Below are 26216 nucleotides of genomic sequence, written 5' to 3'. Positions count from 1 at the left end.
GTTATGATAATTTTTTCTATTTAAACCATATAATAAAATGCACGCAATCAAACAAATTAAAGGGATAATGGCAATAAACATTGCTATGGATTTCATTTTTTATTTCTCGAAATAGTCAAAAAAAGCATCAATCAGAGAATCACTTACCTGACTACCCGCATAGCCCGCGGCTATTGAACCGACTGCTGCGCATGCAACTCCTCCCACACCTGCTGTGGCGATACCAATTGCTGCACATACTCCCAGTCCAGCAGCAGCACCTATTGCTCCAGTACCTAATCCTGCTAAAGTTCCTGCACCGAACTTTGAATATTCTCTGTAAACCACTTTCTTGCATTCACCTTCACGCCCTTTAGTACAAGCATCCACCACGTCATTAGTCGTTCCGGCAAAAGAGAAACCAATACCAATATAGCCCCCGGCTTTGAGGAAACGAGCCGCTCTGGCCGCATTGCCGACATAGTATGAATATCCTGGTATACCACCCATCCCCACAGTGGACCACTCATGCACTATCGAACGGCTGGAGAGATTTAACGCCCGCTTCATATTTTCATACTCCCGGAATTTCACCGTATGGCGGGAAAGTGATTTTTAACAGCGGTTTGTTAACCAGATCCTTTAACTGATTTAGCAGTTGATTACGTTCAATAAAGAATTGCTGACTTATAAGCGAACCCTGAGTGCGGAACTGGTTCTGATAGCTGGCCTCGATTTTTTTGAGGGTTTGCTCAATAGTATTAAAATATTTTTCACCGGCATCTCCGGCGGTACTGAAAACCTTATCCCCGACGCTGGTCAGCGCGGCAATCGCCCCGTAATGCTTTCGCATAAAACCGGCCTCTTCGGCATTTACGCCGATAAAAGCCGCATTGGTTTTTTGCTTCGCCTGCCTGAGCGTGTTCAGCATTTGCAGGGTAAGTTGAGCTGGCGTGTACGGGTCAGCAACAATCAGAATCTGGCCGGGCTTCAGCCACTGCGTATCCGCATTGAGTTTCATAAACAGGCTGGCGGACGGGGAACGGCTATCTCTGAACAGTTCCCGCGCCTGATAATCCAGCGATCCGGCTCGTTCCACTACGCAATATCCGGGGGCTATGTTACACGCCATGCTTCCTTTCTCCCTTTATTTCCCAAAGTCAGTGATGATTGCCATATATGGCAATATCAACGTGGTCAGAAAAACTGCGGTAAATATAAATAATTCTGCTTCAGCACGCAAAAAGTGTCGTCATTTTGTCAGACAGGGATCACTGCTTCATCTGCGATAAGCGTTCTGGCAGGAGTATAAGGTGGGGGGCTCAGGAGAGAATGGGGCGGATGAGTTCCGCCCCTGTATGGGTTATGCGGCATCCAACCTGAACAACTGCACGGTCTGTGCCAGCTGCTGCGCCTGGTCTTCCAGCGAGGCGGCGGCGGCCGACATCTGCTGCACCAGCGCGGAGTTCTGCTGAGTGGCGCCATCCATCTGATTAACGGCTACCGTCACCTGACCAATTCCCTGCGACTGCTCGTCAGAAGCGTGCACAATCTCGCCGATGATCGTTTTCACTGAATTCACCGCCGAGGTCATCTCCTGCATGGTTTTCCCGGCATTCTGAACCAGCGTGACGCCCTGATCAACACGTTGGGTGGACTCGCTAATCAGTGCGGAGATATCTTTCACCGCATTGGCGCTGCGCTGAGCCAGGCTGCGCACTTCTGCTGCCACTACGGCAAAGCCACGACCCTGTTCACCGGCCCGTGCTGCCTCAACCGCGGCATTCAGTGCCAGGATGTTGGTCTGGAAAGCAATGCCGTTAATAATGCTGGTGATTGCGCCTATCTTGCGCGAACTCTCATCGATCTGCTGCATAATCGTTACCACCTGCTGCACCAGCTGCTCGCCGCGTCTGGCGATATCAGTGGCATTTTCAGTAAGTGAAGTTGCCTGATGCGCATTGTCGGCGTTGTGCTTCACCGTGGCGGTCAGTTGCTCCATGCTGGCGGCTGTTTGTTCCAGCGCGGCTGCCTGCTGCTCCGTTCGCGAAGCAAGATCAAGGTTGCCCGAGGCAATCTCGCCAGCGCCCTGGCGCACTGAATCACTGGCGGAAATGATTTCGCCAACCATGGTGCGCAATTGCTGCTGCATGGTCTGCATGGCAAAGAAAATACTCTGGCGGTCATTTGCGCCAACCGGGATTTCTGCCGTCAGATCGCCTTCCGCCACGCCAAGGGCGATCTCGGCGGCCCGAGCGGGTTCACCACCGACAGGGCGGGCAACTTTCCGGCTGAACAGCAGGCCCAGAACGGCGCAGACAATCACAATGCTCAGCACCATCATCATCAGCGCGTTCATCAGCTGGCGGTTTGCGATGGCCATCACCGCCTTAACCGGCGTAACAATACCCAGATACCACGGTAGTTCGCTGTTGCCGATCTTCACAGGACGCCAGGTTTCCAGCACGTTTTCACCCAGTACACTGTCGTAGTGCTCGGTAATGTTCTGGCTGAATTTGTCGGTTTCTCCGGGATAAAGTTTACCCGACTGCGCTTTATCGGGGCTGGAAACCACCAGGCCTTTATTCGACAGCAGCAGGGCATAACCAATGCCTTTCCACGGCTTGATCGCGCCAACGGTTTGCTGCAGTGAAGCGAGGGAAATATCGGAGGTAATCACCGCCTTCAGTTTGTTATCGTCAATCACCACCGCAGCCACCGAGGTCAGCAGCGTATCCACGCCGTTATAGGCATAGCTGTAGGGTTCAATCAGCACGTCTTTCTGCAGCTTTTGCGGGATCAGATAGTAGTCTCCCTGACCCGGAGTCAGGAATGAGTCGAGGTTATGCAGGGCAAAATTGCCGTTTTTGTCACGGTCGACGAAGCGCGCAAACCGGCCTTGTGGCGCTGCGCCCGGCTGTTGGGCGATTTCCGCATCTTTGCCGTCGAAAGCGTTGGCTTCAAAAATCACCGACATCGACAGATAATCCGGGTTCTGTTTGAGGGAGTATTTCATCAGGTCTTCAGCGACCTTACGGTCGGCGATCCCGGCACCGGGAAGGGCAATCAGGCTCTGTCCCAGATCTTTAGCGACGGTGCGGGCGTACTCCAGATCTTTCTGCACTCCCAGCGCGTTACTTTCGGCGATTTGTCCGAGGTACTCTTCGGCCAGCATGCGCTGTTGCTGGCTGGACTGCCAACTCAGCAATCAAGTGAATTCTTAAGTGGTTGATATAATTATTAATTTACTCTTTCTGCAAAATCACTGCAAAATCACTGCAAAACGATTCTGCAAAACTGCTGATAGTTTAGACGCCTACCAGCTTCCATTCTTTTCCTCGATCGTCATTATATTTGTCTGTCATCAGGCTGGTTTTGTGTCCAAGTAATATCTGAGTAGCAATGCCCTGTTCGCGATAGAGGCGCTCAGACAGTGAACGTTGTTCGTGAAAGGTCGGCGGCGACCCATCGGCCCAATCCAGCCCGCAGCGTTTACGTGCTTCAGTGAAAGCCATAGTGATAGTGTCGCTCTTCACAGCTCCACCACGTTCACAATTTCGACGTGCGTGATGGTGGTGGAGTATCCAGGGGCTAAGTACGGAGTCACGACAATCGGCAATGATTTCACGAAGTGAAATTCCAATAGCCTCACAGCGAAGGGAAAGTGGTATCGCTACTTTAGAGCCGGTTTTAAGCTGTTCGACATGCAAAGCATCATCCCAGATGTTGGTAAATTTCATCGCCGCGATATCGCCCAGCCTTTGGCCTGTAACAAGTGCCAGCAACATGGATCTGGATGCCCAGGAAGGCAAGTTTTTGGACTCTTCATAAATAGCTTTCCATTCATCAAGTGACAGTCTCTGCCTCGTGACTTTTGCGCGAGGTTTCTTTGTGGCCAGAGCCGGATTATGGCCGGGTGAAACCTCACCTGCATGCTGAGCCTCTTTGAAAACGTCGATCAATACAGAGCGCACCATCTGCCCCATTCGGGCTTTACCGCGCTCTGTATACTCGTCAATGATCGATGCAATATCGCGCGTTCCCACATCCTGAAGTACACGAATACCACAATAGTTGGTTAAGGCTTTCAATGCAGACCTTCTGAAAGCAACGGTACTTTCTTTCAACTCCCCGGCTTCAACCTTTTCATTTTGAATCTTAAGGTACTTTTCAGCCCAGGCATAAGCGGTTACGCCATGCGCGGTGCTTTTAGCGATTTCCTCCCTTGCCTTGAGCATGTTTGCCATTTGATTTTCAGACAGGCGCATATTGGCCTCAGCAGCGATTGCAACCGCCGCCGCCTCATCAGTACCCAGGCCGTGAAACTTCCCTGTTACCGGGTGCTTGTATCGCCAGTAAACCTTCTTTGTCCTGGCGTCGGTGTAGCACGACAGGCCCGGTATAGTGACGTTGTATTTACGTGGACGTGCCATCTTCAAGTATCCTTTTCAGGCGATCATCGTCATTTTTTTTGATAACTGGCTTGACGGACATACCAACAAAACGCGCTGTTCTGTCTACCCGCCAGCACCTACCGGCCTTAAAAGGCTGGGGCGATATCATGCCATTTTTCACATACTTTAAAAGTGAAGGCATACTGGGGATCGGCTCGTCGAACTCCTCCTTCGCCCAGTCCAGCAGTTTGATTGTCCTGCTCACGCTGCCACCCCCTTACACTCACACCACACTTCAAACATCCGCTTAACCACTTCCCGGCAATAGTAACCGTGCATATCGCGGGTAAGGTCGTAGCGGTCGCCGTACTTCATGCGCACCATCGTCTCAAAGGCTTTATTCATCTTCGGCCTCCTGCTCATCGATTTTTACCGGCTTACCGCAGCCGGGGCAGAACTTGAAGTTATTCTCTGCTGGTCCGTCATCGCTGAACCACCATGCCATCCCGCAGGCACCTATCCAGTGATAATCCGGTTCATCGCTGTACGACCACTGGCAGGTTTCAACAGCGGCGCTGTCGGTCAATACAAGCCCGCGACTGGCTCCGCGCCTTTTCTTCAGGTGACCTTTCTTTATCAGAGACCTGACGTGTTCATCGGCGCTATTGGCTGACTTCCAGCCCATGCCACTGGCGATTTCACTATATGTTGGAGCCAATCGGTTTTCGCGAATGTATCCCCGGATAAAGTCGAGCGTTGCTTGTTGGGTTTCAGTCAGTCGTTTCACAGGCTGCCTCCTGTTTCATCTTCGCCCGGTGAACACAGGCGGCGAACGCGGAGCGGGGCAGGTAGCGCCGCATTTCTGCAATCAACAGGTCATTGTGCTGCACATTGACAATCCTGTTTTGCTCCTTCTCCTGCTGGCGCAGTACCGCCAGTTTGGTGCTGATATTCATCTTGATAGCTTTGCACTTTCTGAAGGCGAAGCTGGCGCGTTGCTGCCACTCCGGATCGTCACCGCGAGGAAAATCCAGCTGCAGGCGAATATCCTCAATATCAGCTGTGATTTGCGCGAGGGCTGCCAGGCAGTCAGCGATAGTTTCCAGCTTTTCAACGTTGATAAAGTTTTTCATTCTGCTATTCCTTATGTCCTGAACGACTGGCAGTTAACGGTTGAACCATCGGTTTTGCATACGGTGGTGCTGCCTGTACTACCTACAACCGTCACGGTGCCGTCATCGCACTGAGTCACCATTTTTCCACCTTCAGTCTCGCTGATGCAGTGTGGTGCCTCAGCCCAGGCGGGCAGTGAAAGCGCCAGCAAAATAATCAGGGTACTTTTCATCACACAGCCCCTATCGCTTTCTGAACCACACGATGCCCGCGTCTGCGTGGCTTCTTCTTCGGTGCGATTTTCACTGGTGCCACCTGTGGCCGCGCCGGTGCTGGTTGATGAATGCCCATGCTGCGCCGGTAGTTTTTCTTCGCATCCCATAACAGCCATGCGGTCCAGTCGCAGCCATCATCGATAGTGACGCTGGACTTAACCAGCGTGTCGTTGAGGTCTGCCATGTTGTGCTCAGTCACTGGTAACCTCCATGCGCTGATAACCAGCGGCGATGATTGACTTTGCCGCGCTGACTGCTGTTGAACCGTCTGGTGCCACTGCCGGGTAAACACACTCATTCAGTTCTTCCTTCAGTACGCTGGAATAATTCTTCGGCCATACATCCCACGGCATATCAGCACCGTGGCAACCGCAGATAATCTCCAGCGTCAGCGCGACAGCGTCTTCTGTAGAGCGCTCAGATTTGCGATAACCTGCCGCCCATACAGCATCGGTAACGTCGCTGGGGTCGCTGCCTGCCGCTTTGATAACCTGCGCCAGCGCGAACACGTTGGTGTCGTTCATCGTCCGACCCCACTCAATTTGACCTCAGCTGCCTCTATCCGGCGAATCAATGCAAGCACTGTTTCAGGGTTAACGGCCGCAATGTATGCGGCATTTGCTTGCTGCTCACTCAGGAAAGGCTCATCATAACCAGACTGTGAGCCACCTCCATTGATGACCGCAATTGGCTGGAAACTTTCTTCCTTCCTGTGTTGAGTCGTTATTTCAGCGTTATCTCCATCTGACCAGTCTTCATCAATTACCAGCCATTCCCCTTCTGCTGCCTGAAGGGCCAGTTTCTTAATTAGCTCTAAATCAATAGTTTTCATCGTCCTGTCTCCCGTCCCGCCACTTTATAAGCTCTCATTACTTCCGGCGTTCTGCCGGACAACACCGACTTCATGAAGAAGCAGCCTTTACGCTCAGCAATCAGGTTGCTGGTGGACAGCAGAGCGGCATCGACCGCCCGGTTGTGCGCCCGGAACTCGAAGGCGGTGCTGGTGATGGTCAGACTGGCTACCGCGCCGTAGTCCTGATAGTCAAATTTCATGATGTCAAATCCCCCCATAGCGTCTTAGCGATGATGGCAATAATCAGAAGTACGCATGAGCCAACTCCAACGGCCGCGACACATGCAAAGGCTTTCAGGCCCCAGTCAGCGCATTTATCAAAAGTGATTTTCATCTGATCACCCTCCACAGCAGCTGGCAGACGCCGATGAAGCAGTAGAAGCCAGCCGTTAATCCGAACCCGCTCAGGACGGAGAAGAACAGCGTGAACATAATCAGCTCAGATACCTTTTTCATTCAGCACCTCAGCCAGCAGATCAAAGGCGTTATCGCGCAGCGGCATAATCACCATGAAGGGGTTGCCGTACATGTAGTTGACGCCATCATCGAAAATCAGCTGGCATCCAGCCTCTTTACCGTATGGCTTAAACTTCACGGCCACGCAGCCCAGGTCACCAAACATCTGCTGGGGCAGGGCGAGGTACTTCGCCTGGAATGCTGGCAGGGCATCACATGGTTCCGGCTCAGCCGGTAGCAGCTTGCTGAAGTCCGGATAGCGACATTCAATTTTGGTCACCCTGGAAAAGCCCATCCGGTATTCGTTTTCATCGTAATGAATTGCGAACCATTCCCCATCAAAAGTGCCAATATCGGTCATTTCAGCGGAGTCAGGGATATGCAAATTATCAAAAATGAATACGCCCTCAACGGTGCTATCACCGCCATGCTCCATCGATACGCAGGCACCAGGATTACAGGCCTGAATGTGGGTAGGCGTGATCCTCACGCCGCGCAGGTATTTACGCTCTTCCTTTTCGTCGGCGACGCAGCACAACGCGGCCCGGAGAAAATCAGTGTGGATAAACATTATTTTGCCTCCCATTTGAGAACCTGAAAGAGGCCCATTGCTGGATGAAACCAGCGTGTACCTTTCCGCTCAGCTTCAGCCATAACCCGGCGCAATGCAGCCATGAACGGTTCGTACTGGACAATCTCTCTCTTTGAGAGCAGTCCATCAGGAGTAAGGAACTCATGGGTATCAGTAGGGACGCTATATGCACCAATCAGTGTTTTGCATTTAAGCGGAGACATGCCCAGTTTCGCTTTCAGGCTTGAATATCCAATCCAGCCAGCGGGAAGAGAGCCGCGTTTGATGTTTTCTACCGTCTGCGCCACTTCATCGACTTTGTTTTCGACATGGTTAATCCGGCGTTCCTGCTCAACGTTCGCCAGCGCCATTGCTGCAATGATCTCAGCCTGAGATTTTGGCTTACGGCGTTCTTCTTCCAGTTCCTGCCAACGGTCTACCAGTTGGGCTGTAAATTCAGGGCAAAGCTGGGCGACAACAATGATGCTGTCGCGCTTACCTTTTTCACCATTGAACACGTAGTATTCTCTGATAACCTTCAGGCCTAAGTTGTTGATTTCCTCGAAATCCACCAATGGTGGAAGTCGGATGACTCCGTTTTCTGCGAGGCGCTCAATGGTGCGCTTGACGCTATCAATGCGAGAACCGGTCAGGTCGGCAATCTCTTTGTGGGTCATGGTTACGTCCGACCCAGAGTTAATCAGCACGTTATTCATCGTCTTCTTCCTTCAGCTCTTTGGCTTCACGTTCATCAATTGCTTCCATCTCTGCTTCAATTGAATCCTGCTCACCATATGTAGCGACACGAATAGATTTAAAGGTTGGGTTGCTGAGTCCGTTGTTGGATTCGCATATACCAACAGCGGCTGATACGGCAGCGCCTGCTTCACTATTACCCTGGGTAAATATCGAATGCTCACGGCGATCACCGTTTTCGGTAACCATAAAAGTGACGCGATACCACACGCTGATAAGTTCGTTTTTCATCTTTATTCCTCAGAAAGGTTTGCTTTTCATTAATTCGGCATACTGATCTACCAGCGCTTCGTGCTTGCGCTCCCACTCTTTTTGTTTACGCTTTTTAGCCAGAATCAGGCGAATACGGCGGGCGGTTCGATCATGTGCCAATAAATACTGGTGCGTATGCTCACCGATACTGTGAATAATTGGCCTACCCTCGGTGTCATACATCGGGTGATTAGTCTCAATGGCAAGGCGATAAAAAACCTTAGTCACCATGTAGTGCGCCAGATTATTAATGGCAGCACTACGGCTCAGGCAGCGCTTATAGCCGCCGTGACGTGTCACGATGTAAACAGGTGACTGAACGATGCGAAAGCATTCGTCGATTGCCTGAAGCATTATTTACCCTCTCTTTCTGTAAAAGCCTGTTCAACCAGATTTTCAATAAGTGCGCCAATAAACAGTTGGCCCTTATTGGTTAACTTCCCGTGGTTCACGTTCACGCACTCGCTGTAAACGTCTGCGATTTCTTTTTCGGCTTCCGCACGTTTATTGATGTCGTAAACTATCGCCTCGAATAGTTTCTTAAGCGCCTTTGTGACAATATCGGCGTCAAGTTCGACGGTAGTTACTGAACCGTCTGGCAGTTTCACAGGCGTAATACAGCTACCTGTTTTATCCTGCAGGTCAGCCAGTGCTGCCAGAACGAGGCGGTTACGGGTGCGTTCAATAAGGCTGCTCATAATTGAGACTCATCCTTTGCGCCAGCCCCGCAGAACTGCAGCAGCATCCCAGACAGATTCAATGCAATGCCTGTTAATACTGCTTTCTGGTATTCGCTTATCTCGCCCGCACCGTCCACAACCTCTAAAATCACATGAAGTTGCTCAGCAATATGTTCTGATTCTTCGAAAGTGGTTAACGCGATCATTTATTTACCTCAATAATATCTGTAACGGCCTTGTCAATATCCTGAGAAATACCGCGAGATACATGAAATGCAACGTGAAGAATGGACTTTATTTCACTATCCTCTATGCTATCCACGTTACGCATGCACACACATAAAAGGTCACTTAATGATTCAGACATTAACCCGGCATCTTCCAGATTAAGTCGGGTTTTAAAGATATCCATCACTTCACCCCGGACTTTTTATCAAGTTCAATCAGGATTGCCGAAACTTCAACTGACAAGTCGAAGGCTAGGGCAATAAGGGATTCGGTAACATCATCATCCTGAGAACCGCTGTTATTCATGATTGCCAGCAGAGCACAAAGTTGGTCGCCTTTATAATTCGCTTGAGAGATGTTCACTTTGAGTTTCATCACTTCACCCCATACGCAGCACGAAGGAATAATTCAGCCAGAACGCTGTGGCCCATTTCATGAAACATCAGCGCCTGGCGGTATTTGGTCTGGTCTTTGATGAATGACATATCAATGTCTCCTGATATTCTGGCTTGCGGTAACGCGGCCAATAAGAGTCAGCTTGTCATACTCTGATTCATCAATTTGCCACGCCATGTAATATTGGCTTTCGGGAATAACGCGAACCATGCCTGACATAAAATGCAACCGCTTAACCATGAAAATCCCTTCCCACCAGAAAGCATATATTCCATCCTGTGGGTGACTCGATGGGGTAATGTCAATTGCTATTGTTTCACCGCATTCAATTTCACCTTTCATTGTGTCATCAGGCCTAATCTCGAGTACGTGATTCTTACCGCGAGGCATAAATCTGTATTCGCTGGCAGAATGAAGCACTAATTCATTTTTTGCGATTAACGTATTCATCATTTACACCACTAAAAATTTGGTTGCAGTTGTTCCCAGTGCGGGCACTGTAATTTAAATTCATTAACGGTTAATTGTTGCGTGCGTGTTCCATCCAGCCCAATATTGAGTTTTTCGCTTGCGGCCATTCTTCAAGGATTTTTAGCGCCTCCGGGCAGGCTTCATTAATGTCTGAGAAGAAATCAACTAGGATAAAATAGTTACCAACTCTCTTGTAAAGAGAAAATTCCATGTCAATCAAATTAACATGAAAATCACATTTAACATCTGATTGGTGTGGTTGAGCTAAATACATATGTGTCAAAGAGGATTTTCTGGATTTTAATTTTTGATGGATATCGAATTCAGCGTAACTGACACTACCGGTATCTGCTGATTTAGTTTTGGTTGAAGTGGTCATCTCACTGGCTCCGTTGTTTGCCGATGAGAAAATAATACTATAAATATTATTAACCGCAATACTAAAACTCATAAAATTTAATAGTAAATTATTAGTTATTGATATTTAAGGTTATTTAATTTTTGAAGGCGCTATGTAGCGCCTCTGGAGGGGGGGGGGTTAAAGAAGTCTCATTTTGGTTTCGACGGCGACACCTATAATTCTGCAGTTGCTGCCAATCGGGATCATTGGCCATGCAGGATTTAGCCCTTTCAGATACTTATGTGCACCATCAATTATAAGCTTTTTAAACGTGGCTTCATTCGCATCATCTTGCTTGGCTATCACCAGGTTTCCGTTTTTGGGTTCTCTACCTGTGTCTATCAATACCATCGTTCCTTCGGGGATGCTTATTCCTGCCGGAGCGGTCATTGAGTCACCTTCAACTTTTAACCAAAAGCCAGCACCTTCAATGTGAGCATCAGATTCATACCATTCATCAATGCCTTCCAGAGTATAGGGTTCGTATGCCTCCTCCCACGCTCCAGCATTTACCCAGCTAATGAGCGGATAAGATGGTGATGATTTGTAGCGAGAATCAAAAACTACATTGGATAGCAATCCCAGCTTGCTTGCATCTCGGGCAAGTCGGGGGCTGAAATCGTTAATCGATATCTGCAACATTTCTGCAAACTTGGCTGCCACATTTAGATTTAGAGGGATACGCCCGTTGAGATAATGCCCTACCGCGCCCTGAGAAATCTCTAGTGCTTCCGCGATTCCATACTGAGTAATTCCCAGTTGTTTTTTCTTCGACTCATACAGAGCTTTCAGCCGCTTAGCGTCTTCATGCTGTTCTGTCGTCAGGACCTTTTTGTTTTCCATTGTTAAATTTTAATACCTTTAGTTTGAAAAAGTCTCCTACTAATAGTATTATTTATATTATTACTTTTACTATTAATGTCTACTGGGATTTTTACATGGATAACATGACATTGCGAGAATTCACTGACCGTTATGGTCAGGCTCAAGCTGGTGAGGCACTGGGTACTACCCAAATGGCAATCAGTAAAGCGTTAGCTGCAGGTAGGAATATTTCTGTACGTATTACTGATGAGGGCGTTGTAGAGGCTACTGAAACCAAGGCTTTCCCCGCAGCTAAATGCGTAAGAAAAAAATTGAAATTAAACCTGCCAGATATCGTTCGAGCAACCCACCCAGCCCCCGCACAGGAGGCTCAGTGATGAATATTGCTATCCAGCAGGCACAGCTTCCTGCGCTGGAGTACCAGGGGCAGCGCGTTGTGACCCTCCCGATGATTGATGAAGCGCATGAGCGGCCAGAAGGAACTGCGAGAAACGCATTTCACCGTAACTTTCGCCATTTTATTGCAGGCGAGGACTTCGTTAAGGTTACCCCTGATGAATATCGCGGGCTCACCAGTGGTATGCATTCTGCCTATTACGAGTGCGCGTCAGTTAAACGTACGCGCAAAAATTCACCAGATAAAATCACCGAAGACGTAACTCTGTTCTTCGAATCTGGCTATCTGGTGGTCGTTAAGTCATTCAGGGATGATCTGTCATGGCAGGTTCAGCGTGAACTTGTACGGGCATATTTTCGCCGTCCGGAAGCGGTCACATTTCACCACGTCGATTTGCCTTCTCTCGAAGAACTGGCTGCTATGCCGATCTCCGATGCCCGAAACATTGTCACATTGGCCGACCGGGATTCAAAACAATTTCATGGCTCGCAGGGCAGCAAGGGTATGAATCTTCGCAAGAAGGAACTCAAAACCATTCGTCCGGCTGAAAAGCTGGTGGACGCGATGGGTCAGATTGGCTTCGACAAGTACGAGTGGGAGCCGTCAGATGAATAACCCCTCACAAATGACAATCATGTATAGCGAATTTCCGCTTAAGCCTTGCCCGTTCTGCGGAATTGTTGAGGTTTTTCTTATCCGCGTGTCGGACTTTTGTGGAAATGGTGATGCGTACTACGTTGCTTGCCCCAACTGCAATGCAAATCAGTTTCCTGACGTCAAGGAGAGGGCCATCCAGGACTGGAACCAACGCCGTGAGCCAAGGGGAGTCTGCTGTGAGTGAGCACACCATCAAAACACTGGACCGTAACTACCGTGATCCACGGGGTATCCCAGTGCATGTAACCGGGTGGGATCGGGAGCGTGACCAGGTAATTTTCATGCGCCCAAATTATCCGCATGAGTGCATGCAGCCGGTCTGGAAGTTCCAACAGTTTTTTAAGAGGGTTGAGGTATGAAGGCTTATTTCGATAAATACGCTTCGCTTGTTATTGAGGCAGAGAATGACTCAGAACGTGCCGCGCTTTTATTGTGGTCTGAATCGAATTCAATGGATGGATGTAACAGCAAATCGTTTTTTGAAGTTATTGATCAGGTCAAAGGGCTGCTTTTGCATGCTGATGGCATGAGTATTTTTAATAACTCGCAAAAAATGCACATCGACGGTAACGCAAATAGTAACGCTGCGAGCGTTACAAAAAGCGATTCGGAGTAACGCTAAATGGCTTATGAGTGGATCAAAATAGAAGTTGTTACGCCTGATAAGCCGGAAATATACCAACTGGCTGAGATTCTGGCTATCGATCCGGATGCTGTTTTGGGCAAGTTAATTCGCGTTTGGGCCTGGGCTGACCAACAAACTATCGACGGTAACGCAAATAGTAACGCTGCGAGCGTTACAAAAAGCGCTATAGATCGTATCGGTTTTATGCCTGGCTTTGCTGATGCATTGCTTCAGGTAGGTTGGTTAAGGTTCGAGGGTTCGGTCCTGATATTTCCGAACTTTGAGAGGCATAACGGAAAATCTTCTAAAAAACGGTTACTTACCAATCGCCGCGTTACCGAGCACCGCGAAAAAAGTAATAACAGTAACGCTAAGAGCGTTACATCAGCGTTTCAAAAAGCGTTACCAGAAGTAGAAGTAGAATTAGAAGAAGAAGTAAAAGAAAAAAACACTATGTCCGATTCGGATCGGACCGATGGCGAAAATACTCCTGATTCTGACAACCCTCCTGCACAGGACGAACACGAAAATTGTTCGGGTTCAGGGGATGCTGGAAAACCAGATCCGGTAGCGGAAGCGTTCGAGGGGATTTTCTGGTGTGCAGGGCTGCGCAAAGACGCCAAGGTTAAATCCCAGTCAGCATTCCGCAGTAAATACCAGACCTGGAAAAAGACCTCGCAGGGAACGCCAGCAGAGTTTGCAACGATGCTGGCAGACGACATTCAACTGCGGATCACTGGTCAGCAGATGGGTATCGACAGGCTACTCCCAACCTCGTACCTGAATGGTGAACGCTGGAACGATGAGAAACCGGGTAGCCGGGAAACTGGCGTCCAGGGTGATGGTGCGGCAAGACAGGCGATGTGCCGTGATGAATCGAGCGGTGAGGTGTTCGTGAACATCGACGCCATGCGAGAGGCGGTAGGCGGAGGAGGGCGGTGGTGAGATGCGAAGTCTTATCAAGCGGGTGTTGGTGGCGGGTTACAACCACGGACTCTTCAGCCAGAAATTTTGTACCAGGTGTTTTGTTAAATTTGAACTTCGGAGTGCGTAATGAGTCCTGCTGAGCTTTCGGTAAAACTTTGGGATCAGGCTGACCGCGTAGCGCGTTACCTGCTTCCCAATGGGCACAAAGAGGCCAACGAGTGGTGCGTGGGCAGCGTGGACGGCGAAGCCGGGAAAAGCCTGAAGGTGAATCTGGCCGGGAAGAAAACCTGGGCTGATTTCGCCAGCGGAGACAGCGGCGACCTGCTGGATCTGTGGGTACTGGTCCGGAACTGTCCGCTGCACGACGCCATGCGCGAGGCTAAGGAGTTTCTGGGTCTGAAGGATGACGATCAGCACTTCCAGAATAAAAAACAGAGCTTTTCGAAGCCGACAAAGAAGGGCGTGAAGAAAGCTGACAGCTGTTACTCCTACCTGGAGTCACGCCGCATCGGTCGGGCCACCGTGGATAAGTTCAAAATCAGCGATGCTGTGGTCTGGTATGCCGAAGAAAACCGTGAGCTTCCGGCACTGGCGTTTCCGTACATCCGCAACGGTGAACTGCTGCAGGTTAAGCGGATCAGCACCGAGCGCCCGAACGGAAAAAAAATCATCATGGCCGAAGCGGGCTGTGAGCCGTGCCTGTTTGGCTGGCAGGCCCTGGACAAAACCACCCGGTCGTTAATCCTCTGCGAAGGTGAAATTGACTGTCTGTCTTACGCACAGATTGGCTTACCTGCGCTTTCAGTGCCGTTCGGCGGCGGGAAGGGAGCCAAGCAGCAGTGGATTGAATACGAATACCACAATCTGGACCGTTTCGAAGAAATCTGGCTGAGTCTGGACAATGACGATGTAGGGCGTGAGGCAGCTAAAGAGATTGCCCGCCGTCTGGGTGAACACCGCTGCAGGCTGGTGGAGCTGCCGCACAAAGACATCAATGAATGCCTCCAGCAGGGAATGAGCGGTGATGACGTTTTCCAGTATCTGGAGCGGGCGAAACATTTTGACCCGGATGAGCTGTGTTCCGCTGGCGATCTCCTCCAGGAAACGTTTGATGCTTTCGAGCGCCGGGATCTTGGGCTGTTTACCACACCCTGGCCGTCACTGAACTACAACTTCAAATTCCGCTCTTCCGAGCTGACGCTGGTTAATGGGGTGAACGGTCACGGTAAAACCGAGCTGGTTGGGCACATCGCCATCGAAGCGATGTCACAGGGTGCGCGGGTATGCATGGCTTCTCTGGAACTTAAGCCAGGTAAGATGCTGGCCCGACTGACTCGCCAGACCATCTGCACGGCCACCCCGCAGCGCTCGGAGATCCAGCAAACCAACGAGTGGTTTTCAGACCGACTGTGGGTGTTCAAGCTGACAGGCACAGCCAAAGCTGATCGCCTGCTGGAAATATTCGCGTATGCCCGCCGCCGCTACGGCATTGACCTGTTCGTTATCGATAACCTGGCAAAGTGCGGCTTTGACGAAGAAGACGCTTCCGGCCAGAAGGCGTTTATCGACAGCCTGTGTGACTTCAAGAACGAGCATAACTGCCACATCATCCTGGTCACTCACAGCCGTAAAACCGATGAGCGCGTACCGACCGGAAAGATGGACGTGAAAGGCACCGGCGCACTAACCGATATGCCAGACAACGTGATGTCGGTCTGGCGCAATGTGGCCCGCGAACTGGCTCAGCGCAAACTGGATAAGCAGGGGCCACAGGCTCTCGATGACAGCGACAAAAAAGCCCTGGATATGATGCCATCGCTGATCCGTCTGCTGAAGCAGCGCGAAGGGGAAGGTTGGATCGGTGATATTGGGGCCACCTTTGACCCTCGCTCCCACCAGTTTCTGGAAATGAACAAGCCCGCCATCAATTATCTGGCCGGAAAGCCCCAAAGCGAAGTTGATATGGACTGGGAAATGAACAACGTATCGAGGATTGCATAATGGATCGTCTTATTCGCGAGATGTCTTACCTGTTCACTAAGGCACGTTTTGATGAGCTTCAGGAATGCGCGCGGGAAATTGCTCTGGGTTATAGCGATTATCCGGAATGCTTTGGACTTATCGCAGATGAAATAGCATCGTTTGTCGAGGGAACAACAGCAGATGAATGGCGTGAACATGAAAAAATTATCATGCACTACATGGTAATGCGTGCGCTGACTCTTTGGGGAGAAGGGGAAAAAATAACTCCAGTGCGGTGGGCGCACCCCGGCTGGTTCGGCACAGCTGAGCAAGGGGAAACTATTCAGTGATACTCACCCAAGAAGACGAACACACGATAGAGCAGTACATCCGGCTGGCCCACGGCGGCTATAAAGGGCCGGTGGGGATCTGGATGGGTAGGCTGGTGGAGCTGCACATGGCCTACAGCAGGATGATTGCATCAACAGCAATAATTGCGGCACGTTACGAATCGAAGGGGAAAGCATAATGCGCGATATTCAGATGGTGCTGGAACGCTGGGGTAACTGGTCAAAACACAGGATCGAAAGTGACGTTGGATATTCAGCCATCGCGGCCGGATTCAAAGGGCTGCTTCCGGAAAGTGCGTCCGGTGTCAGTTGCACTGACAATGACGCAATGATTATTGACACCTGCGTGGGCAGGCTGAAGCAAAAACGCCCGGATGAGTATGCCCTGCTGGTGGATCATTACATCAAGGACATCTCCAAGAGGGCGCTGGGCAGAAAGCTGAAGCTGTCAGAGGGTATGATCCGGATAAAGTTTCAGATGGCCGAGGGATTCATTGACGGCTGCCTGGCGATGCTGGATGTACGGTTAGAGATGGATAGCTGGGATGAGGTGACTGCCCGCAAGATGCGGGCGTAATGATTAATTCTCACTTGTGAGTGTTTTCATTGTTCTTTCCAAAAAACCACGCCATGTTTCGCCCCAGGGTTCGGGGCGGAATTCATCACCAGCAATTGCTGTCATGACTGCGATCAGTTCATCATCTTTTTCAATCTGAAGGACGAGATTTATTTCATGCATTGCATCAGTAACAGGCATCTGAGAGTCAATATAACTCTGCAGCATTTCCTCAATTGTGGTTCCGAAGTCGTCGTGATGACAACTTAAAAATACCCTCAGCATTCCGGTTAACGCCGGGTATTCTTTTTCGGGTTTTTTACCCCATCCAGGGATAAGACGTGAGAACATAATAAGGCTTCCCGTTATAAGTTTTCTTAAGCAGCACCACGCGCACCGCGTAACAGGTTTCTTTGGCTGTTTTTCCCTTCCTGAATCCATAACCAACAGCCGTGCCGCTGCGGTATACCAGCTCAAGAGGACCAGAGTTATTTCCCCAGTTTGCCCAGTGAATGATCCTGAGTCGGTTAGCCTTCAGGGCTGAGCTAATCGCTCTCTCTGCATGCTGAATAGAATAATAGGATGATACTGACTGCATGTTGGGGCTACGGGCCAGCCTGGCGAGTAAGTCGCTATCGGCAATTGCCACGTGCTTGGATATAGTATGTCCGCCAGCCCTGACCGACCGAACAGCCTCATGCTCAGCTATTTTGAGCGTCCCGGCACGAACATAAACAATACGGGCAGCGCCAACAGTCAGACCGAACGCCGCAGGTACACCTACATCCACGGCCAGACCAATATTCCATGCTGTTTTGTCATCAGCCCCAAATTGTTTGGCGAGTGCAACAGCAGCCTGATAAGTGGCTGTGCGGGTATCCTGACCAGTAAGCACCCGGTTAGCCGCTGCATTAATACTATCCATGCTGTGAGCGCCAACGACGACACAGGCCGCCTTGGTTAATCCAGTAGGTTCCGGCACCATACAGAGAGCTGTTGCGCCTGCAAGTTCCAGACTACCCATAAGCAGATCAAGCCCACCCAGGAGGCGGTTACTCATAGTTTCTGACTCAGTAACTGTTTTATCCGATAGCACAGCAGCCAACTGAACAGGAGACATTGCAACCTGAATACCGTTATCCATAACATTTACACCCCGAAAAAAAGTTCATTTCGATAGTAAATAATTCTACTGCGTTACGCAAAAACTATTATAAAGTGTTATGAGTGGTCACAACGAAACGACACATAATCATCGAAACCTCGCCATCCTGGTGAGGTTTTTTGCTTTCTGGGGTTTGAAATGCCATCTCATGTAACAGAACAGTTAATATTCCGTCCGGCCAGCGAAAAACCGACTCCTGACATGGATGATAAGGATGTGCTGGTTTATAACCCGTGCGATGGCTGGCATGAGGGCACTATTCGTGTCTCCGAAGAAGATGGTGAGATTTACCACATTGGCATTTACAAGTTTTTCATGGAAGAAATGACGCCCCACAGCTTTTATGTAGCCTGGGCCTTATTGCCGGATGGTATTTCACTTGGTGAAAAATTCGAAAGTGAGCGAAATCCATACTGGCATCCAGGGCTTGACGACTGAACAATGATATTGTAGAAAATAGTCACCTTCCGTTATCTGTTGTTAACCGAGAAAGTCCAATCCGTTGAATGGCGGAAGGTAGCTCCGGTCCCTCTACCGGGGCTTTTTGTTTCTGCACAACAGATAAGCTGCCTGACGAATCGAACCGCATTGCGGGGCGCTCGCGTTGTGAAACAGGCGGCTTTTCGTTGTGGTGAATGCGCAGGCTGATGCGCTGGAAATTCAGAGTCGACTGCATCCAGTCGGGTAGACGCTTAACCCGATAAAGCCGGAGATCAGCACCGGCCACCACAACCCAATTCGCCCCGGCATCGACGGATGCGGAAGATCGCTTAAGGCGCGGGGTAATTATTCTCTGAGGATATCTGGCGGATTTGAGAGTCAGCAATCCTGACGCACAAAATCGAACTGCCAGATATCATCTGGTAGTTAAAAAATGAACAATTCAAGGTCGCCACAGAGCGACCTTTTTATTTTGGAGTGCATAAAATGCTGGCATCAATCAAGGCCGACACCAGCGGCATAGAGAAAAAGCTGGGTGCGTTACTTGAAATGTTTCCCGAAGGCATCCCTGATGAGTTTGCTGGCGTAGTCTCTGGCCTGACTGACAATGTCGTCCTTGTTAATAGTGCGACCACAGTTGTTACAGGTGGTGCCTTCGATGTCGTCTGTGTTCTCGATTTCGACTGCGCTTTTTACGACAAGGTCTTGTCCGCAGCCAGGGCATTTAAAGCTGATTTTATCACTCATTAAATACTCCGTTTCTGTAAGGTTATTTTTGGCGATTTAACGATATCAGAAATGGATATAACCAGCCAGATAACTACTGGTACCAATTTTAAGGCTCACTTCGGTGGGCCTTTTTATTTCAAACAGCATGCCGCCATCATCCCGGTGGCGGGAACAGGCGTATGTCTCCAGAACAAGACCCAGGCTTTTGGGCCAACGTATTGCTATGGCTCTACAGCCACAAAACTGAATGGGGATATGCCGGAGTAGCAGGCATGTTTTCACTGTTAAGAAGTGCCTATGCAAAAAGCCCCTGGAGTAAGCGCGTACTGGACGCTGTGTCATGCAGTGCTCTGGCCTTTTTTGCCGCGCCAACGCTTCAGGTAATTGGTGCCCTCATGAACTGGAACGTACCGGATGCGGCAGCACAGGTATTCGCGGTTTACATCGGCTATGTGGGTAACGACTACATCAGCGAGAAATTACGTGGCTGGATAAGCCGAAAAGCAGGAGATACCAATGAAAGTCAGTAACGCGGGTGTTGAACTCATCAAGCGCTTTGAAGGAGTAAAGCTCAAGGCATACAGAGACAGCGTTGGTATTCCCACTATTGGCTACGGTCACACTCATTCTGTGAAGGATGGCGATGTGATCACCGGACAGCGGGCTGATGAGTTTCTTCGTGAGGATTTAGCCGTCGCGGAACTGGCGGTGAATACAAACGTCAGAATGCCGATCAGTCAGGGGCAGTTTGATGCGATGGTCTCATTCGTATTCAATCTCGGAGCCGGAAACTTCGTCAGATCCACGCTGCTGAAGAAGCTGAATGCTGGCGACTATGACGGCGCGGCCGCTGAGTTTGGCCGCTGGGTTCAGGCTGGGGGTAAAACTCTGCCAGGTCTAGTTAAGCGTCGGGAAGCAGAAAGGGAGATGTTTACAACATGACTCTCACAATCATCAACTTCTTCAAAAACTATTCTCCGGTCATAGTGGTAGGCCTCATCTGCATAGCGCTGTGGGGGCTTCATGCCCGCAATTCTCAGCTGACGGCAACCAATGAGCGCCTGGAGCAACTGGCGAACAGTAAAGATTCACAGATTAACGATCTACGCTCAAAAAATGATGGCCTGGCAGACAGCGTAAAAGACCTGGTCACAGCAGTAAATCAACAGAACGCCGTCATGTCTCAGGTTACTGAGCAACGCGCTGTGACTGCACAGCAAAACAGGAAGCTCCAGAATGAAATCAAGCGTTATCTCGCGGCTGACAAGTGCGCTGCTGCTCCTGTGCCCGCTGATGCTGTTGACCGGTTGCGGGACGCCGCAAAAGCCGCCAGTGGAGTACCGGACAGTAAAGCAGCCAACGGTAAACCTGCCAGCGGCGCTGACCAGCTCCATTGATGCACCAGGAGTGCCGGACAATATGACGTTCGGCGACAGTGTGACCCTGAATGCTGAGCTTTACGGCTTGCTGGGGCAATGCAACATAGACCGCGCTGGCATTCGCAGCATAGAGGCATCGCGCAATGACAAAACTCCTTAACTGGCTGAAGGGCCTGTTCATCCATTCCAAAGAGACAAACACCATGACCGATACAGTCGTAGAAGTACCAGCAGTATCAACAGCAACCACTGAAAAACCCACTGTTGCCACTACTCCTGCAGAAGAGGCAAAAGCTGGCGTGGCTGATTTCGAGGCTGCGCTGGCGTTTGTAGAAAGCGGCGTGGCTCAGCTGGGTGAAGCTGCCAAAGATGAGCTGAAAGCGCTGGCGGTTAAGTACCTGTAACAGCATCCCGAATATCAAGAGGTCGCTAATCGGCGGCCTTTTTTTATGCAGTAAATCTCTGTGCATTCGCGTGCACATCATCCGAGAGCTTTCCGTAGTGTGAGTCTGAGATAGGGCGGTGGATTTCATCGTTCCGCTCTCGGCTGCCCATTATCTACGCGAACAGGCTCGCACCACCGAAAGGAAATACGATGAGTAATATCATTCCTATTAAGTTCGAAGGTCACTCCATGCGTTTTTATGAGGATGGATGGATTGATGCTACAACAGCAGCAGAGAAATTCGGTCGAGTTCCTAATGACTTTCTTCGCTTACCGGAGACAGAGGCCTACATTCACGGGCTTGAACGTAGATACGGGAAAATCCCGTATGTAAAAACCAGCCGTGCGAGAAAAGATCGCGGTGGCGGAACGTGGCTTCATCCCAAGCTTGCTGTGCGATTTGCCCGTTGGCTGTCGGTAGATTTTGAAATCTGGTGCGATGAGCAAATTGACGCAATTATTCGTGGCACCGCCTCGCCGGTCGACGATGAACGCATCAAGGCGATCTTCCTGCTCAGTGAATCCGTTCCGTGGGAGAAGCGTTTTAGCGATCCTTTTTACGCGGCATTGTTTAAAATGTCCGGCTTGCCAAGACACAGGCCAAACCGCCGCCCGGCCTTATTTGGCATGATAAGTGCCAAATGGGTTTATGGACCAGTCCTGCCGCCAGAGGTTTATTCAGAAGTTAAATCACGGCTGACAACAGGCGAAAAAATTCATCAATATCTTAAGCCTGATGCGTTGAAGTTGGTGGAACACCAGATCATTGCTGTCACCAGCATCGCCAATGGCTGCTCTGACTATCGAGACTTCGAAGCTCGCTGTATGGCGGCGTTCCCGGTCAAAGGTCAGATGAAACTGCTTTATGCGGCTGCATGAGTGGCGCAATTCTGCGCCGCAATGATATCAATAACTTACCGAGAGCCACTTTCACAACGTCTTTCATCACAAGGCGCATTTTCGAGTGCGCCTGATGATGAATAACGAGGTATAGCATGATAATCACCCCGAACAGCTCCATTATCGGGGCGACTAAATCAGGCATCTGGGCGACGGGAACCACAGTCATCGGCAACGTATCCTCTACGCCGACAATCCCACCTATCGACCTGACGGCACCTATTCTCGACTCACGCATCACGTACACCGGGCCAGCTCATTTTGTCCTGGATGACACAGGGAACCTTGATCTGTGCGATACGAACGAATGGCGCGTAGAGGGGACTATGTCGCTGGGCGTCCTCGGCAGGCATGAGCCTGAACCGGCTGCAACAAACCTCCAGCCGCAGTCCAGGGCCACCGTGCTGGGCGACTTCATCAAGACGTCTGGCATCGACAGCCTGCAGGTCAGCGAGAACGGCGGTCCGGACGGCGGTGCAATCGCGCTGGCTCCGCTGGAGTGCGACGTTTACGCATTCAGTCAGGATATCGGTGGCGCTTACCTGTTCCCGCCAACAGCATATAACCTGACGCCAGGCTGGCAGCGTATTGTGTTCACCGTCACGTCGACAGCAAGAAGCGCACTACGGCTCTGGTTTGGTCGAAACAGTGTGAATGGTGCTCCGGCATTCTGGGGTACACAAGGCCAGATGGCAGCTGGGACGTACACAGCATCATTCTACGTGCGCAGCAACGACGACAGCACGTTCCGCGTTGGTTTTGCACAGATTGAAGCTGGAGAACTGGCAACCTCACCGATTGTCACGACTGACGCGCAAGCCTCACGCACAGCGGCTTCAGTCGTAGTTGACACCAGCGCATCAGCATCAATGACTGTTCATTACAACAACGGCGAGAGCGACACGTACGCAACGCCCGACGACAGTTTCACGATACCGCCCGCAAAGAAGAACTGGGGTGTGCGATACATGCAGAGGATTGAATTCAGATGAGCGAATTGATTCAGGTCACCAGAACGCCAGTTCAGATTACTGATGGGACTGCCGGAGCTCACATTACCCTGGATGCGGGAGCCTTTGAATATGCTGACAGCGCGAACAGCCCAGCATGGCACAGGCACACTGCAAATCTGCCTATTAACGTTACGGCACCGACGATTTTCTATCTCAGGACATCGGTTGATTCTGGCGCGGTCCTGTCTGTAGTTGTAACGAGAATCACCGAATGATGTTAGCTATGGATGTTCTGATTGAAGGTGTCCGGTATATCCCCGCAAATAATCGAGCCTCCAATATTGGCATTGCGATCAGCACGCACAACCGGCATGAAGTTTTATCACGGGCTTTGGATCATCACCTTAAAAATCTGCCAGCCGGTGCGCAGGTGGTTGTCATTGATGATGGCTCATCAACGCCTGTTACGGTACCAGATGGCGTCAGGCTGATTCGGTGTGAAATGTCACGCGGCATTGTGGCATCAAAGAACGCCAGCATTGAGGCACTGATTGATGCCGGTTGCGAACATCTGTTTTTGTGGGACGATGATGCCTGGCCGATAGCTGGTGGTTGGGAGCAACCTTACATCGCATCACCTGAACCGCACCTGGCCTACCAGTTTCAGGACTTCGCCACGGGGCAAAAACTTAACGATATTGCGGTGCTTTACCGTGACGATCGCCATGTAGCTTACACAGGCCAGCGTGGCGTGATGCTTTACTATCACCGCTCAGCGATTGAGAGGGTTGGCGGCTTCGATCCAGTATATGGACGCGGCATGTATGAGCACAGCGATTTAGCTCTTCGCATACATAACGCCGGATTAACCACCTGGGCCTTTGCTGATGTGGCTGGGTCAGAAAAGTTGATCCACTCGCTGGACGAACACCAGGCTGTTGAGCGGTCAGTACCGCGGTCGGACAGGGAGCAGCAGGTAAAGAATAACGTACGCATTCACAACGAGCGGCGTGAAGCGGGCTATGCCGGATACGCGGAATTTCGGCAGAAGCGCAATGTGGTGATCACCTCGCTACTGACCAGCCAGCCAGACCCGCAGCGTGGCACAAAGTTGATGGCATCGCCTGACCTGCTGAGTAAGTGGGCCGCGTCCGTTAAAGGCGCTGATGCCGTTGTGCTGGTGGATGAACTGGAAACAGCACCTGCAGGCGTAACACTTCACCGCGTTCCTGTTGTGCCGATGAACGTTTATTTCCGCCGCTGGCTTCACATCTATCAGCACCTTCGAGATCACTCTGAATACCGTTTCGTCTGGTGTACCGATGGCACTGACGTGGAGATGCTTAACGAGCCCTGGCAGGAAATGGCGCAGGGGAAACTCTACGTTGGCTCTGAGCCAAAGACTTACGCTGACGCATGGGCAACGGCCAACCATCCCGAAGCCTGCTATCAGCAATTCCTAACTGAGCACCGAAACGACCTGATGCTCAACGCCGGGTTGCTGGGTGGAAGTCGTGAGGAAGTGATGGCTTACGCTCACGCTATCTTGCGGATTTACTACCGTATCGAAAGCAACCGGTTCTGGGGTAAAGAGAAGGGCAAGCCGTGCGTAGGCGATATGATCGCTTTCGGCATGGTGGGTTATGAGCGGCGTGAAAAGTTAGTAACCGGCCCGCTGGTGAACACAGTGTTTAAATCAGATGGTATCGGTAAAGAATGCGCATGGTGGAGGCACAAATAGGATATAATCCGATCAATATCATTGACCAATAAAGGTTGAGAAATGAAACGATTTATTGTTTTTGCCTTCTATGATGATCGTGGACGCGGTGGTTACAGCGATATATTTTCTTCAGCTGACGACCTTGATAAGGCGATTGATGAGGCTGAAAAAGCAAAGATGGCTGGATCGTTTGATTGCATCGAAATATATGACCATGAAAAAGAAGACCTTTATCAAAGACAGAATCTAATGGTTGATAGGTCATGGGGTAATGAGATAGATAATTACGAAGAAGTTATTCATGGGGCAGACGAAAAATAAATAGACATTACGAACACCACTATCAAGGTCGCTAAGGCGGCCTTTTTTTATTGACTGCGAATAGGTCAATCATGAGCAATATCAGATTCATTGTGGTCGGTCATCACTCACGCCGGGATATTGCGTTGCGCCTGGCTGATTCTATGGACGCACTCACCCTCATTGATGAAGGTGACAACGGCGCAAACTGGAATCATCACCGCGCCATAGAGTGGGCAAGCCAGCAGGATTGTAGGGTGGTGATACTGGAGGATGACGCGCTGCCGGTCACTGGTTTCACTGATAAGGTCACAGCCTGGCTTGAACGTTTCCCGGATGATCTGTGTTCTTTCTACCTCGGCACCGGCAGGCCGCCTCAGTACCAGATGCAGATAGCCGCCAGCCTGATAGAGGCTGACAAGCGGCAGGATGACTACATCATCATGCACCGACTGATACATGGCGTGTGTTACAGCCCACCACAGCACAGCCTCAGCAGCATACTGAATAAGTGGAACCACACCAAAGCCGCCGACTATGCGGTAGGCGATGCCTATGGCGGACGTGTCGTCTATCCCTGTTACTCACTGGTGGATCATGCCGATGGTGTGACAGTTGAGCGGCATCCGGACAACGTACTGCGAACAGAACGCCGCAGGGCGTGGCGACTCGCGCAGCAGGAGAACTCATGACTAAGCTCACAACGTTAAAGCCCCGACTCGCGGTTGCCAATACCCAACGCCTGAAAGCCATGACCGTTGCAGATCACCGCATGACTGGCTGGAAGCTACAGCAGCGCCGCAAGCGATTATGGGCAGCAAACCCCTGTTGTGCTGAGTGTGGACGGCTTACTGAGTATCCGCATGGCTTTGAGCTCGACCATATTGTGTCGCTGTATCAGGGTGGACCAGACACCGATGATAACTGCCAGATCCTTTGCAACGGAGAGAACGGATGTCATCGGAAAAAGACAAGGCAAGACATGAACCACAAACAATATTGATTTCAATTTGAAACTATATGAGTTTTCATTGATAACATTATGAAACTATATCATT

Annotated in this window: 47 protein-coding genes and 1 pseudogene; 22 read left to right on the top strand and 26 right to left on the bottom strand. The window is 50.4% G+C overall.

Features of this window, described 5'->3' with window-relative positions; translation table 11 throughout:
- Positions 1-99: 99 nt before the first annotated feature.
- The 24 genes and pseudogenes from GSQ70_RS22875 to GSQ70_RS22765 form a co-directional block, all read right to left on the bottom strand.
- Positions 100-1111, bottom strand: a pseudogene (locus tag GSQ70_RS22875) (hypothetical protein).
- Positions 1112-1342: 231 nt separating this feature from the next.
- Positions 1343-3154 carry a methyl-accepting chemotaxis protein gene (locus GSQ70_RS22870; RefSeq protein WP_158785438.1) on the bottom strand — a complete coding sequence of 604 codons (1812 nt, stop codon included), beginning with the start codon at positions 3152-3154 and terminating at the stop codon, positions 1343-1345.
- 133 nt (positions 3155-3287) lie between these two features.
- Entirely contained in the window at positions 3288-4412 is a 1125-nt protein-coding gene (locus GSQ70_RS22865) for a phage integrase Arm DNA-binding domain-containing protein (RefSeq protein ID WP_158784652.1), read from the bottom strand.
- A complete protein-coding gene (locus tag GSQ70_RS22860; RefSeq protein WP_158784651.1) occupies positions 4396-4638 on the bottom strand; it encodes an excisionase in 243 nt (80 codons plus the stop codon). Before GSQ70_RS22860 ends, GSQ70_RS22865 begins: the two co-directional genes overlap by 17 nt.
- Entirely contained in the window at positions 4635-4778 is a 144-nt protein-coding gene (locus tag GSQ70_RS25820; RefSeq protein ID WP_199257297.1) for a hypothetical protein, read from the bottom strand. Before GSQ70_RS25820 ends, GSQ70_RS22860 begins: the two co-directional genes overlap by 4 nt.
- Positions 4771-5160, bottom strand: a complete 390-nt coding sequence (locus tag GSQ70_RS22855) for a LexA family transcriptional regulator (RefSeq protein WP_158784650.1) — start codon at positions 5158-5160, stop codon at positions 4771-4773. Before GSQ70_RS22855 ends, GSQ70_RS25820 begins: the two co-directional genes overlap by 8 nt.
- Positions 5144-5506 carry a hypothetical protein gene (locus GSQ70_RS22850; RefSeq protein ID WP_158784649.1) on the bottom strand — a complete coding sequence of 121 codons (363 nt, stop codon included), beginning with the start codon at positions 5504-5506 and terminating at the stop codon, positions 5144-5146. Before GSQ70_RS22850 ends, GSQ70_RS22855 begins: the two co-directional genes overlap by 17 nt.
- An 11-nt stretch (positions 5507-5517) precedes the next feature.
- Complete coding sequence (locus tag GSQ70_RS22845; protein ID WP_158784648.1) at positions 5518-5718, bottom strand: hypothetical protein; 201 nt, start codon at positions 5716-5718, stop codon at positions 5518-5520.
- Complete coding sequence (locus GSQ70_RS22840) at positions 5718-5960, bottom strand: hypothetical protein (RefSeq protein WP_158784647.1); 243 nt, start codon at positions 5958-5960, stop codon at positions 5718-5720. The genes GSQ70_RS22845 and GSQ70_RS22840 overlap by 1 nt, the downstream gene beginning before the upstream one ends.
- Positions 5953-6285: a hypothetical protein gene (locus GSQ70_RS22835; RefSeq protein WP_158784646.1), complete on the bottom strand. Its 333-nt coding sequence runs from the start codon at positions 6283-6285 to the stop codon at positions 5953-5955. The genes GSQ70_RS22840 and GSQ70_RS22835 overlap by 8 nt, the downstream gene beginning before the upstream one ends.
- Positions 6282-6593 (bottom strand): hypothetical protein, encoded by a 312-nt coding sequence (locus GSQ70_RS22830; protein WP_158784645.1) that lies wholly within the window; start codon positions 6591-6593, stop codon positions 6282-6284. The genes GSQ70_RS22835 and GSQ70_RS22830 overlap by 4 nt, the downstream gene beginning before the upstream one ends.
- Positions 6590-6814 (bottom strand): hypothetical protein, encoded by a 225-nt coding sequence (locus GSQ70_RS22825; protein ID WP_158784644.1) that lies wholly within the window; start codon positions 6812-6814, stop codon positions 6590-6592. Before GSQ70_RS22825 ends, GSQ70_RS22830 begins: the two co-directional genes overlap by 4 nt.
- A 130-nt stretch (positions 6815-6944) precedes the next feature.
- Positions 6945-7070, bottom strand: coding sequence for a sodium:solute symporter (locus GSQ70_RS22820; RefSeq protein WP_158784643.1), 126 nt, complete (start codon positions 7068-7070; stop codon positions 6945-6947).
- Positions 7054-7656 (bottom strand): hypothetical protein, encoded by a 603-nt coding sequence (locus GSQ70_RS22815; protein ID WP_158784642.1) that lies wholly within the window; start codon positions 7654-7656, stop codon positions 7054-7056. Before GSQ70_RS22815 ends, GSQ70_RS22820 begins: the two co-directional genes overlap by 17 nt.
- Positions 7641-8357, bottom strand: coding sequence for a Rha family transcriptional regulator (locus tag GSQ70_RS22810; RefSeq protein WP_158784641.1), 717 nt, complete (start codon positions 8355-8357; stop codon positions 7641-7643). The genes GSQ70_RS22815 and GSQ70_RS22810 overlap by 16 nt, the downstream gene beginning before the upstream one ends.
- Complete coding sequence (locus tag GSQ70_RS22805; protein ID WP_158784640.1) at positions 8350-8628, bottom strand: hypothetical protein; 279 nt, start codon at positions 8626-8628, stop codon at positions 8350-8352. The genes GSQ70_RS22810 and GSQ70_RS22805 overlap by 8 nt, the downstream gene beginning before the upstream one ends.
- Positions 8629-8637: 9 nt before the next feature.
- Positions 8638-9003: a hypothetical protein gene (locus tag GSQ70_RS22800; RefSeq protein WP_158784639.1), complete on the bottom strand. Its 366-nt coding sequence runs from the start codon at positions 9001-9003 to the stop codon at positions 8638-8640.
- Positions 9003-9347 (bottom strand): hypothetical protein, encoded by a 345-nt coding sequence (locus tag GSQ70_RS22795; protein WP_233268455.1) that lies wholly within the window; start codon positions 9345-9347, stop codon positions 9003-9005. The genes GSQ70_RS22800 and GSQ70_RS22795 overlap by 1 nt, the downstream gene beginning before the upstream one ends.
- Positions 9344-9535 carry a hypothetical protein gene (locus tag GSQ70_RS22790; protein ID WP_158784638.1) on the bottom strand — a complete coding sequence of 64 codons (192 nt, stop codon included), beginning with the start codon at positions 9533-9535 and terminating at the stop codon, positions 9344-9346. Before GSQ70_RS22790 ends, GSQ70_RS22795 begins: the two co-directional genes overlap by 4 nt.
- Positions 9532-9741 (bottom strand): hypothetical protein, encoded by a 210-nt coding sequence (locus GSQ70_RS22785; protein ID WP_158784637.1) that lies wholly within the window; start codon positions 9739-9741, stop codon positions 9532-9534. Before GSQ70_RS22785 ends, GSQ70_RS22790 begins: the two co-directional genes overlap by 4 nt.
- Positions 9741-9932 carry a hypothetical protein gene (locus tag GSQ70_RS22780; RefSeq protein ID WP_158784636.1) on the bottom strand — a complete coding sequence of 64 codons (192 nt, stop codon included), beginning with the start codon at positions 9930-9932 and terminating at the stop codon, positions 9741-9743. Before GSQ70_RS22780 ends, GSQ70_RS22785 begins: the two co-directional genes overlap by 1 nt.
- Positions 9933-10043: 111 nt before the next feature.
- Positions 10044-10403 carry a S24 family peptidase gene (locus GSQ70_RS22775; protein WP_158784635.1) on the bottom strand — a complete coding sequence of 120 codons (360 nt, stop codon included), beginning with the start codon at positions 10401-10403 and terminating at the stop codon, positions 10044-10046.
- A gap of 70 nt (positions 10404-10473) precedes the next feature.
- The gene (locus GSQ70_RS22770) at positions 10474-10803 is read right to left on the bottom strand and encodes a hypothetical protein (protein ID WP_158784634.1); all 330 of its coding nucleotides are present in this window, start codon (positions 10801-10803) and stop codon (positions 10474-10476) included.
- Positions 10804-10962: 159 nt separating this feature from the next.
- Entirely contained in the window at positions 10963-11667 is a 705-nt protein-coding gene (locus tag GSQ70_RS22765; protein WP_158784633.1) for a LexA family transcriptional regulator, read from the bottom strand.
- Here GSQ70_RS22765 and GSQ70_RS22760 point away from each other — a divergent pair.
- From GSQ70_RS22760 to GSQ70_RS22720, 9 genes are all read left to right on the top strand, one after another.
- Positions 11667-12026 carry a Cro/CI family transcriptional regulator gene (locus tag GSQ70_RS22760; protein WP_233268453.1) on the top strand — a complete coding sequence of 120 codons (360 nt, stop codon included), beginning with the start codon at positions 11667-11669 and terminating at the stop codon, positions 12024-12026. The two genes, GSQ70_RS22765 and GSQ70_RS22760, sit on opposite strands and share 1 nt — an antisense overlap.
- Positions 12026-12661, top strand: coding sequence for an ORF6N domain-containing protein (locus tag GSQ70_RS22755; RefSeq protein WP_158785435.1), 636 nt, complete (start codon positions 12026-12028; stop codon positions 12659-12661). The genes GSQ70_RS22760 and GSQ70_RS22755 overlap by 1 nt, the downstream gene beginning before the upstream one ends.
- Positions 12654-12887 (top strand): Lar family restriction alleviation protein, encoded by a 234-nt coding sequence (locus tag GSQ70_RS22750; RefSeq protein WP_370521093.1) that lies wholly within the window; start codon positions 12654-12656, stop codon positions 12885-12887. Before GSQ70_RS22755 ends, GSQ70_RS22750 begins: the two co-directional genes overlap by 8 nt.
- Positions 12802-13062, top strand: a complete 261-nt coding sequence (locus GSQ70_RS26505) for a DUF4222 domain-containing protein (protein WP_158785433.1) — start codon at positions 12802-12804, stop codon at positions 13060-13062. Before GSQ70_RS22750 ends, GSQ70_RS26505 begins: the two co-directional genes overlap by 86 nt.
- Positions 13059-13319, top strand: a complete 261-nt coding sequence (locus GSQ70_RS22740) for a hypothetical protein (protein ID WP_158784632.1) — start codon at positions 13059-13061, stop codon at positions 13317-13319. The genes GSQ70_RS26505 and GSQ70_RS22740 overlap by 4 nt, the downstream gene beginning before the upstream one ends.
- Positions 13320-13325: 6 nt before the next feature.
- On the top strand, positions 13326-14273 hold the full coding sequence (locus GSQ70_RS26130; RefSeq protein ID WP_233268452.1) for a hypothetical protein: 948 nt from the start codon (positions 13326-13328) through the stop codon (positions 14271-14273).
- A 108-nt stretch (positions 14274-14381) separates the two neighbouring features.
- Entirely contained in the window at positions 14382-16256 is a 1875-nt protein-coding gene (locus tag GSQ70_RS22730; RefSeq protein ID WP_158784631.1) for a toprim domain-containing protein, read from the top strand.
- Complete coding sequence (locus GSQ70_RS22725; protein WP_158784630.1) at positions 16256-16567, top strand: hypothetical protein; 312 nt, start codon at positions 16256-16258, stop codon at positions 16565-16567. Before GSQ70_RS22730 ends, GSQ70_RS22725 begins: the two co-directional genes overlap by 1 nt.
- Positions 16568-16745: 178 nt before the next feature.
- A complete protein-coding gene (locus GSQ70_RS22720; protein ID WP_158784629.1) occupies positions 16746-17144 on the top strand; it encodes an antiterminator Q family protein in 399 nt (132 codons plus the stop codon).
- Between the two features lie 3 nt (positions 17145-17147).
- Here the strand turns inward: GSQ70_RS22720 and GSQ70_RS22715 are convergent, their stop codons facing one another.
- Both GSQ70_RS22715 and GSQ70_RS22710 read right to left on the bottom strand, forming a co-directional pair.
- Complete coding sequence (locus GSQ70_RS22715) at positions 17148-17474, bottom strand: contact-dependent growth inhibition system immunity protein (RefSeq protein WP_158784628.1); 327 nt, start codon at positions 17472-17474, stop codon at positions 17148-17150.
- Complete coding sequence (locus tag GSQ70_RS22710; RefSeq protein WP_158784627.1) at positions 17443-18267, bottom strand: RNase A-like domain-containing protein; 825 nt, start codon at positions 18265-18267, stop codon at positions 17443-17445. Before GSQ70_RS22710 ends, GSQ70_RS22715 begins: the two co-directional genes overlap by 32 nt.
- A gap of 159 nt (positions 18268-18426) precedes the next feature.
- Here GSQ70_RS22710 and GSQ70_RS22705 point away from each other — a divergent pair, with 159 nt between their 5' ends.
- From GSQ70_RS22705 to GSQ70_RS22645, 13 genes are all read left to right on the top strand, one after another.
- Positions 18427-18726 carry a hypothetical protein gene (locus GSQ70_RS22705; protein WP_158784626.1) on the top strand — a complete coding sequence of 100 codons (300 nt, stop codon included), beginning with the start codon at positions 18427-18429 and terminating at the stop codon, positions 18724-18726.
- 489 nt (positions 18727-19215) lie between these two features.
- Positions 19216-19479 carry a hypothetical protein gene (locus GSQ70_RS22700; RefSeq protein WP_158784625.1) on the top strand — a complete coding sequence of 88 codons (264 nt, stop codon included), beginning with the start codon at positions 19216-19218 and terminating at the stop codon, positions 19477-19479.
- Between the two features lie 158 nt (positions 19480-19637).
- Complete coding sequence (locus tag GSQ70_RS22695; protein WP_158784624.1) at positions 19638-19988, top strand: phage holin, lambda family; 351 nt, start codon at positions 19638-19640, stop codon at positions 19986-19988.
- Entirely contained in the window at positions 19975-20400 is a 426-nt protein-coding gene (locus GSQ70_RS22690; RefSeq protein WP_158784623.1) for a lysozyme, read from the top strand. Before GSQ70_RS22695 ends, GSQ70_RS22690 begins: the two co-directional genes overlap by 14 nt.
- Positions 20397-20855, top strand: a complete 459-nt coding sequence (locus GSQ70_RS22685; RefSeq protein ID WP_158784622.1) for an Rz lytic protein — start codon at positions 20397-20399, stop codon at positions 20853-20855. The genes GSQ70_RS22690 and GSQ70_RS22685 overlap by 4 nt, the downstream gene beginning before the upstream one ends.
- A 125-nt stretch (positions 20856-20980) precedes the next feature.
- Positions 20981-21241 (top strand): Ig domain protein group 1 domain protein, encoded by a 261-nt coding sequence (locus GSQ70_RS22680; RefSeq protein WP_158784621.1) that lies wholly within the window; start codon positions 20981-20983, stop codon positions 21239-21241.
- 191 nt (positions 21242-21432) lie between these two features.
- Positions 21433-22161: a KilA-N domain-containing protein gene (locus GSQ70_RS22675; protein WP_158784620.1), complete on the top strand. Its 729-nt coding sequence runs from the start codon at positions 21433-21435 to the stop codon at positions 22159-22161.
- Between the two features lie 116 nt (positions 22162-22277).
- On the top strand, positions 22278-23174 hold the full coding sequence (locus GSQ70_RS22670; RefSeq protein WP_199257296.1) for a hypothetical protein: 897 nt from the start codon (positions 22278-22280) through the stop codon (positions 23172-23174).
- Positions 23171-23410, top strand: a complete 240-nt coding sequence (locus GSQ70_RS22665; protein ID WP_158784618.1) for a hypothetical protein — start codon at positions 23171-23173, stop codon at positions 23408-23410. Before GSQ70_RS22670 ends, GSQ70_RS22665 begins: the two co-directional genes overlap by 4 nt.
- 8 nt (positions 23411-23418) lie before the next feature.
- Positions 23419-24876, top strand: a complete 1458-nt coding sequence (locus GSQ70_RS22660; RefSeq protein WP_158785432.1) for a glycosyltransferase family 2 protein — start codon at positions 23419-23421, stop codon at positions 24874-24876.
- Positions 24877-24918: 42 nt separating this feature from the next.
- On the top strand, positions 24919-25179 hold the full coding sequence (locus tag GSQ70_RS22655; RefSeq protein ID WP_158784617.1) for a hypothetical protein: 261 nt from the start codon (positions 24919-24921) through the stop codon (positions 25177-25179).
- 71 nt (positions 25180-25250) lie between these two features.
- Positions 25251-25850 (top strand): hypothetical protein, encoded by a 600-nt coding sequence (locus tag GSQ70_RS22650; RefSeq protein ID WP_158784616.1) that lies wholly within the window; start codon positions 25251-25253, stop codon positions 25848-25850.
- Entirely contained in the window at positions 25847-26161 is a 315-nt protein-coding gene (locus GSQ70_RS22645) for an HNH endonuclease (RefSeq protein WP_158784615.1), read from the top strand. Before GSQ70_RS22650 ends, GSQ70_RS22645 begins: the two co-directional genes overlap by 4 nt.
- The last annotated feature ends 55 nt before the right edge of the window (positions 26162-26216 follow it).

This window comes from Pantoea sp. BAV 3049 (assembly GCF_009765445.1).
GTDB lineage: Bacteria > Pseudomonadota > Gammaproteobacteria > Enterobacterales > Enterobacteriaceae > Erwinia.
The sequence above is the reverse complement of the archived record's forward strand: the minus strand, read 5'-3'. Positions and strand labels throughout refer to the sequence as shown.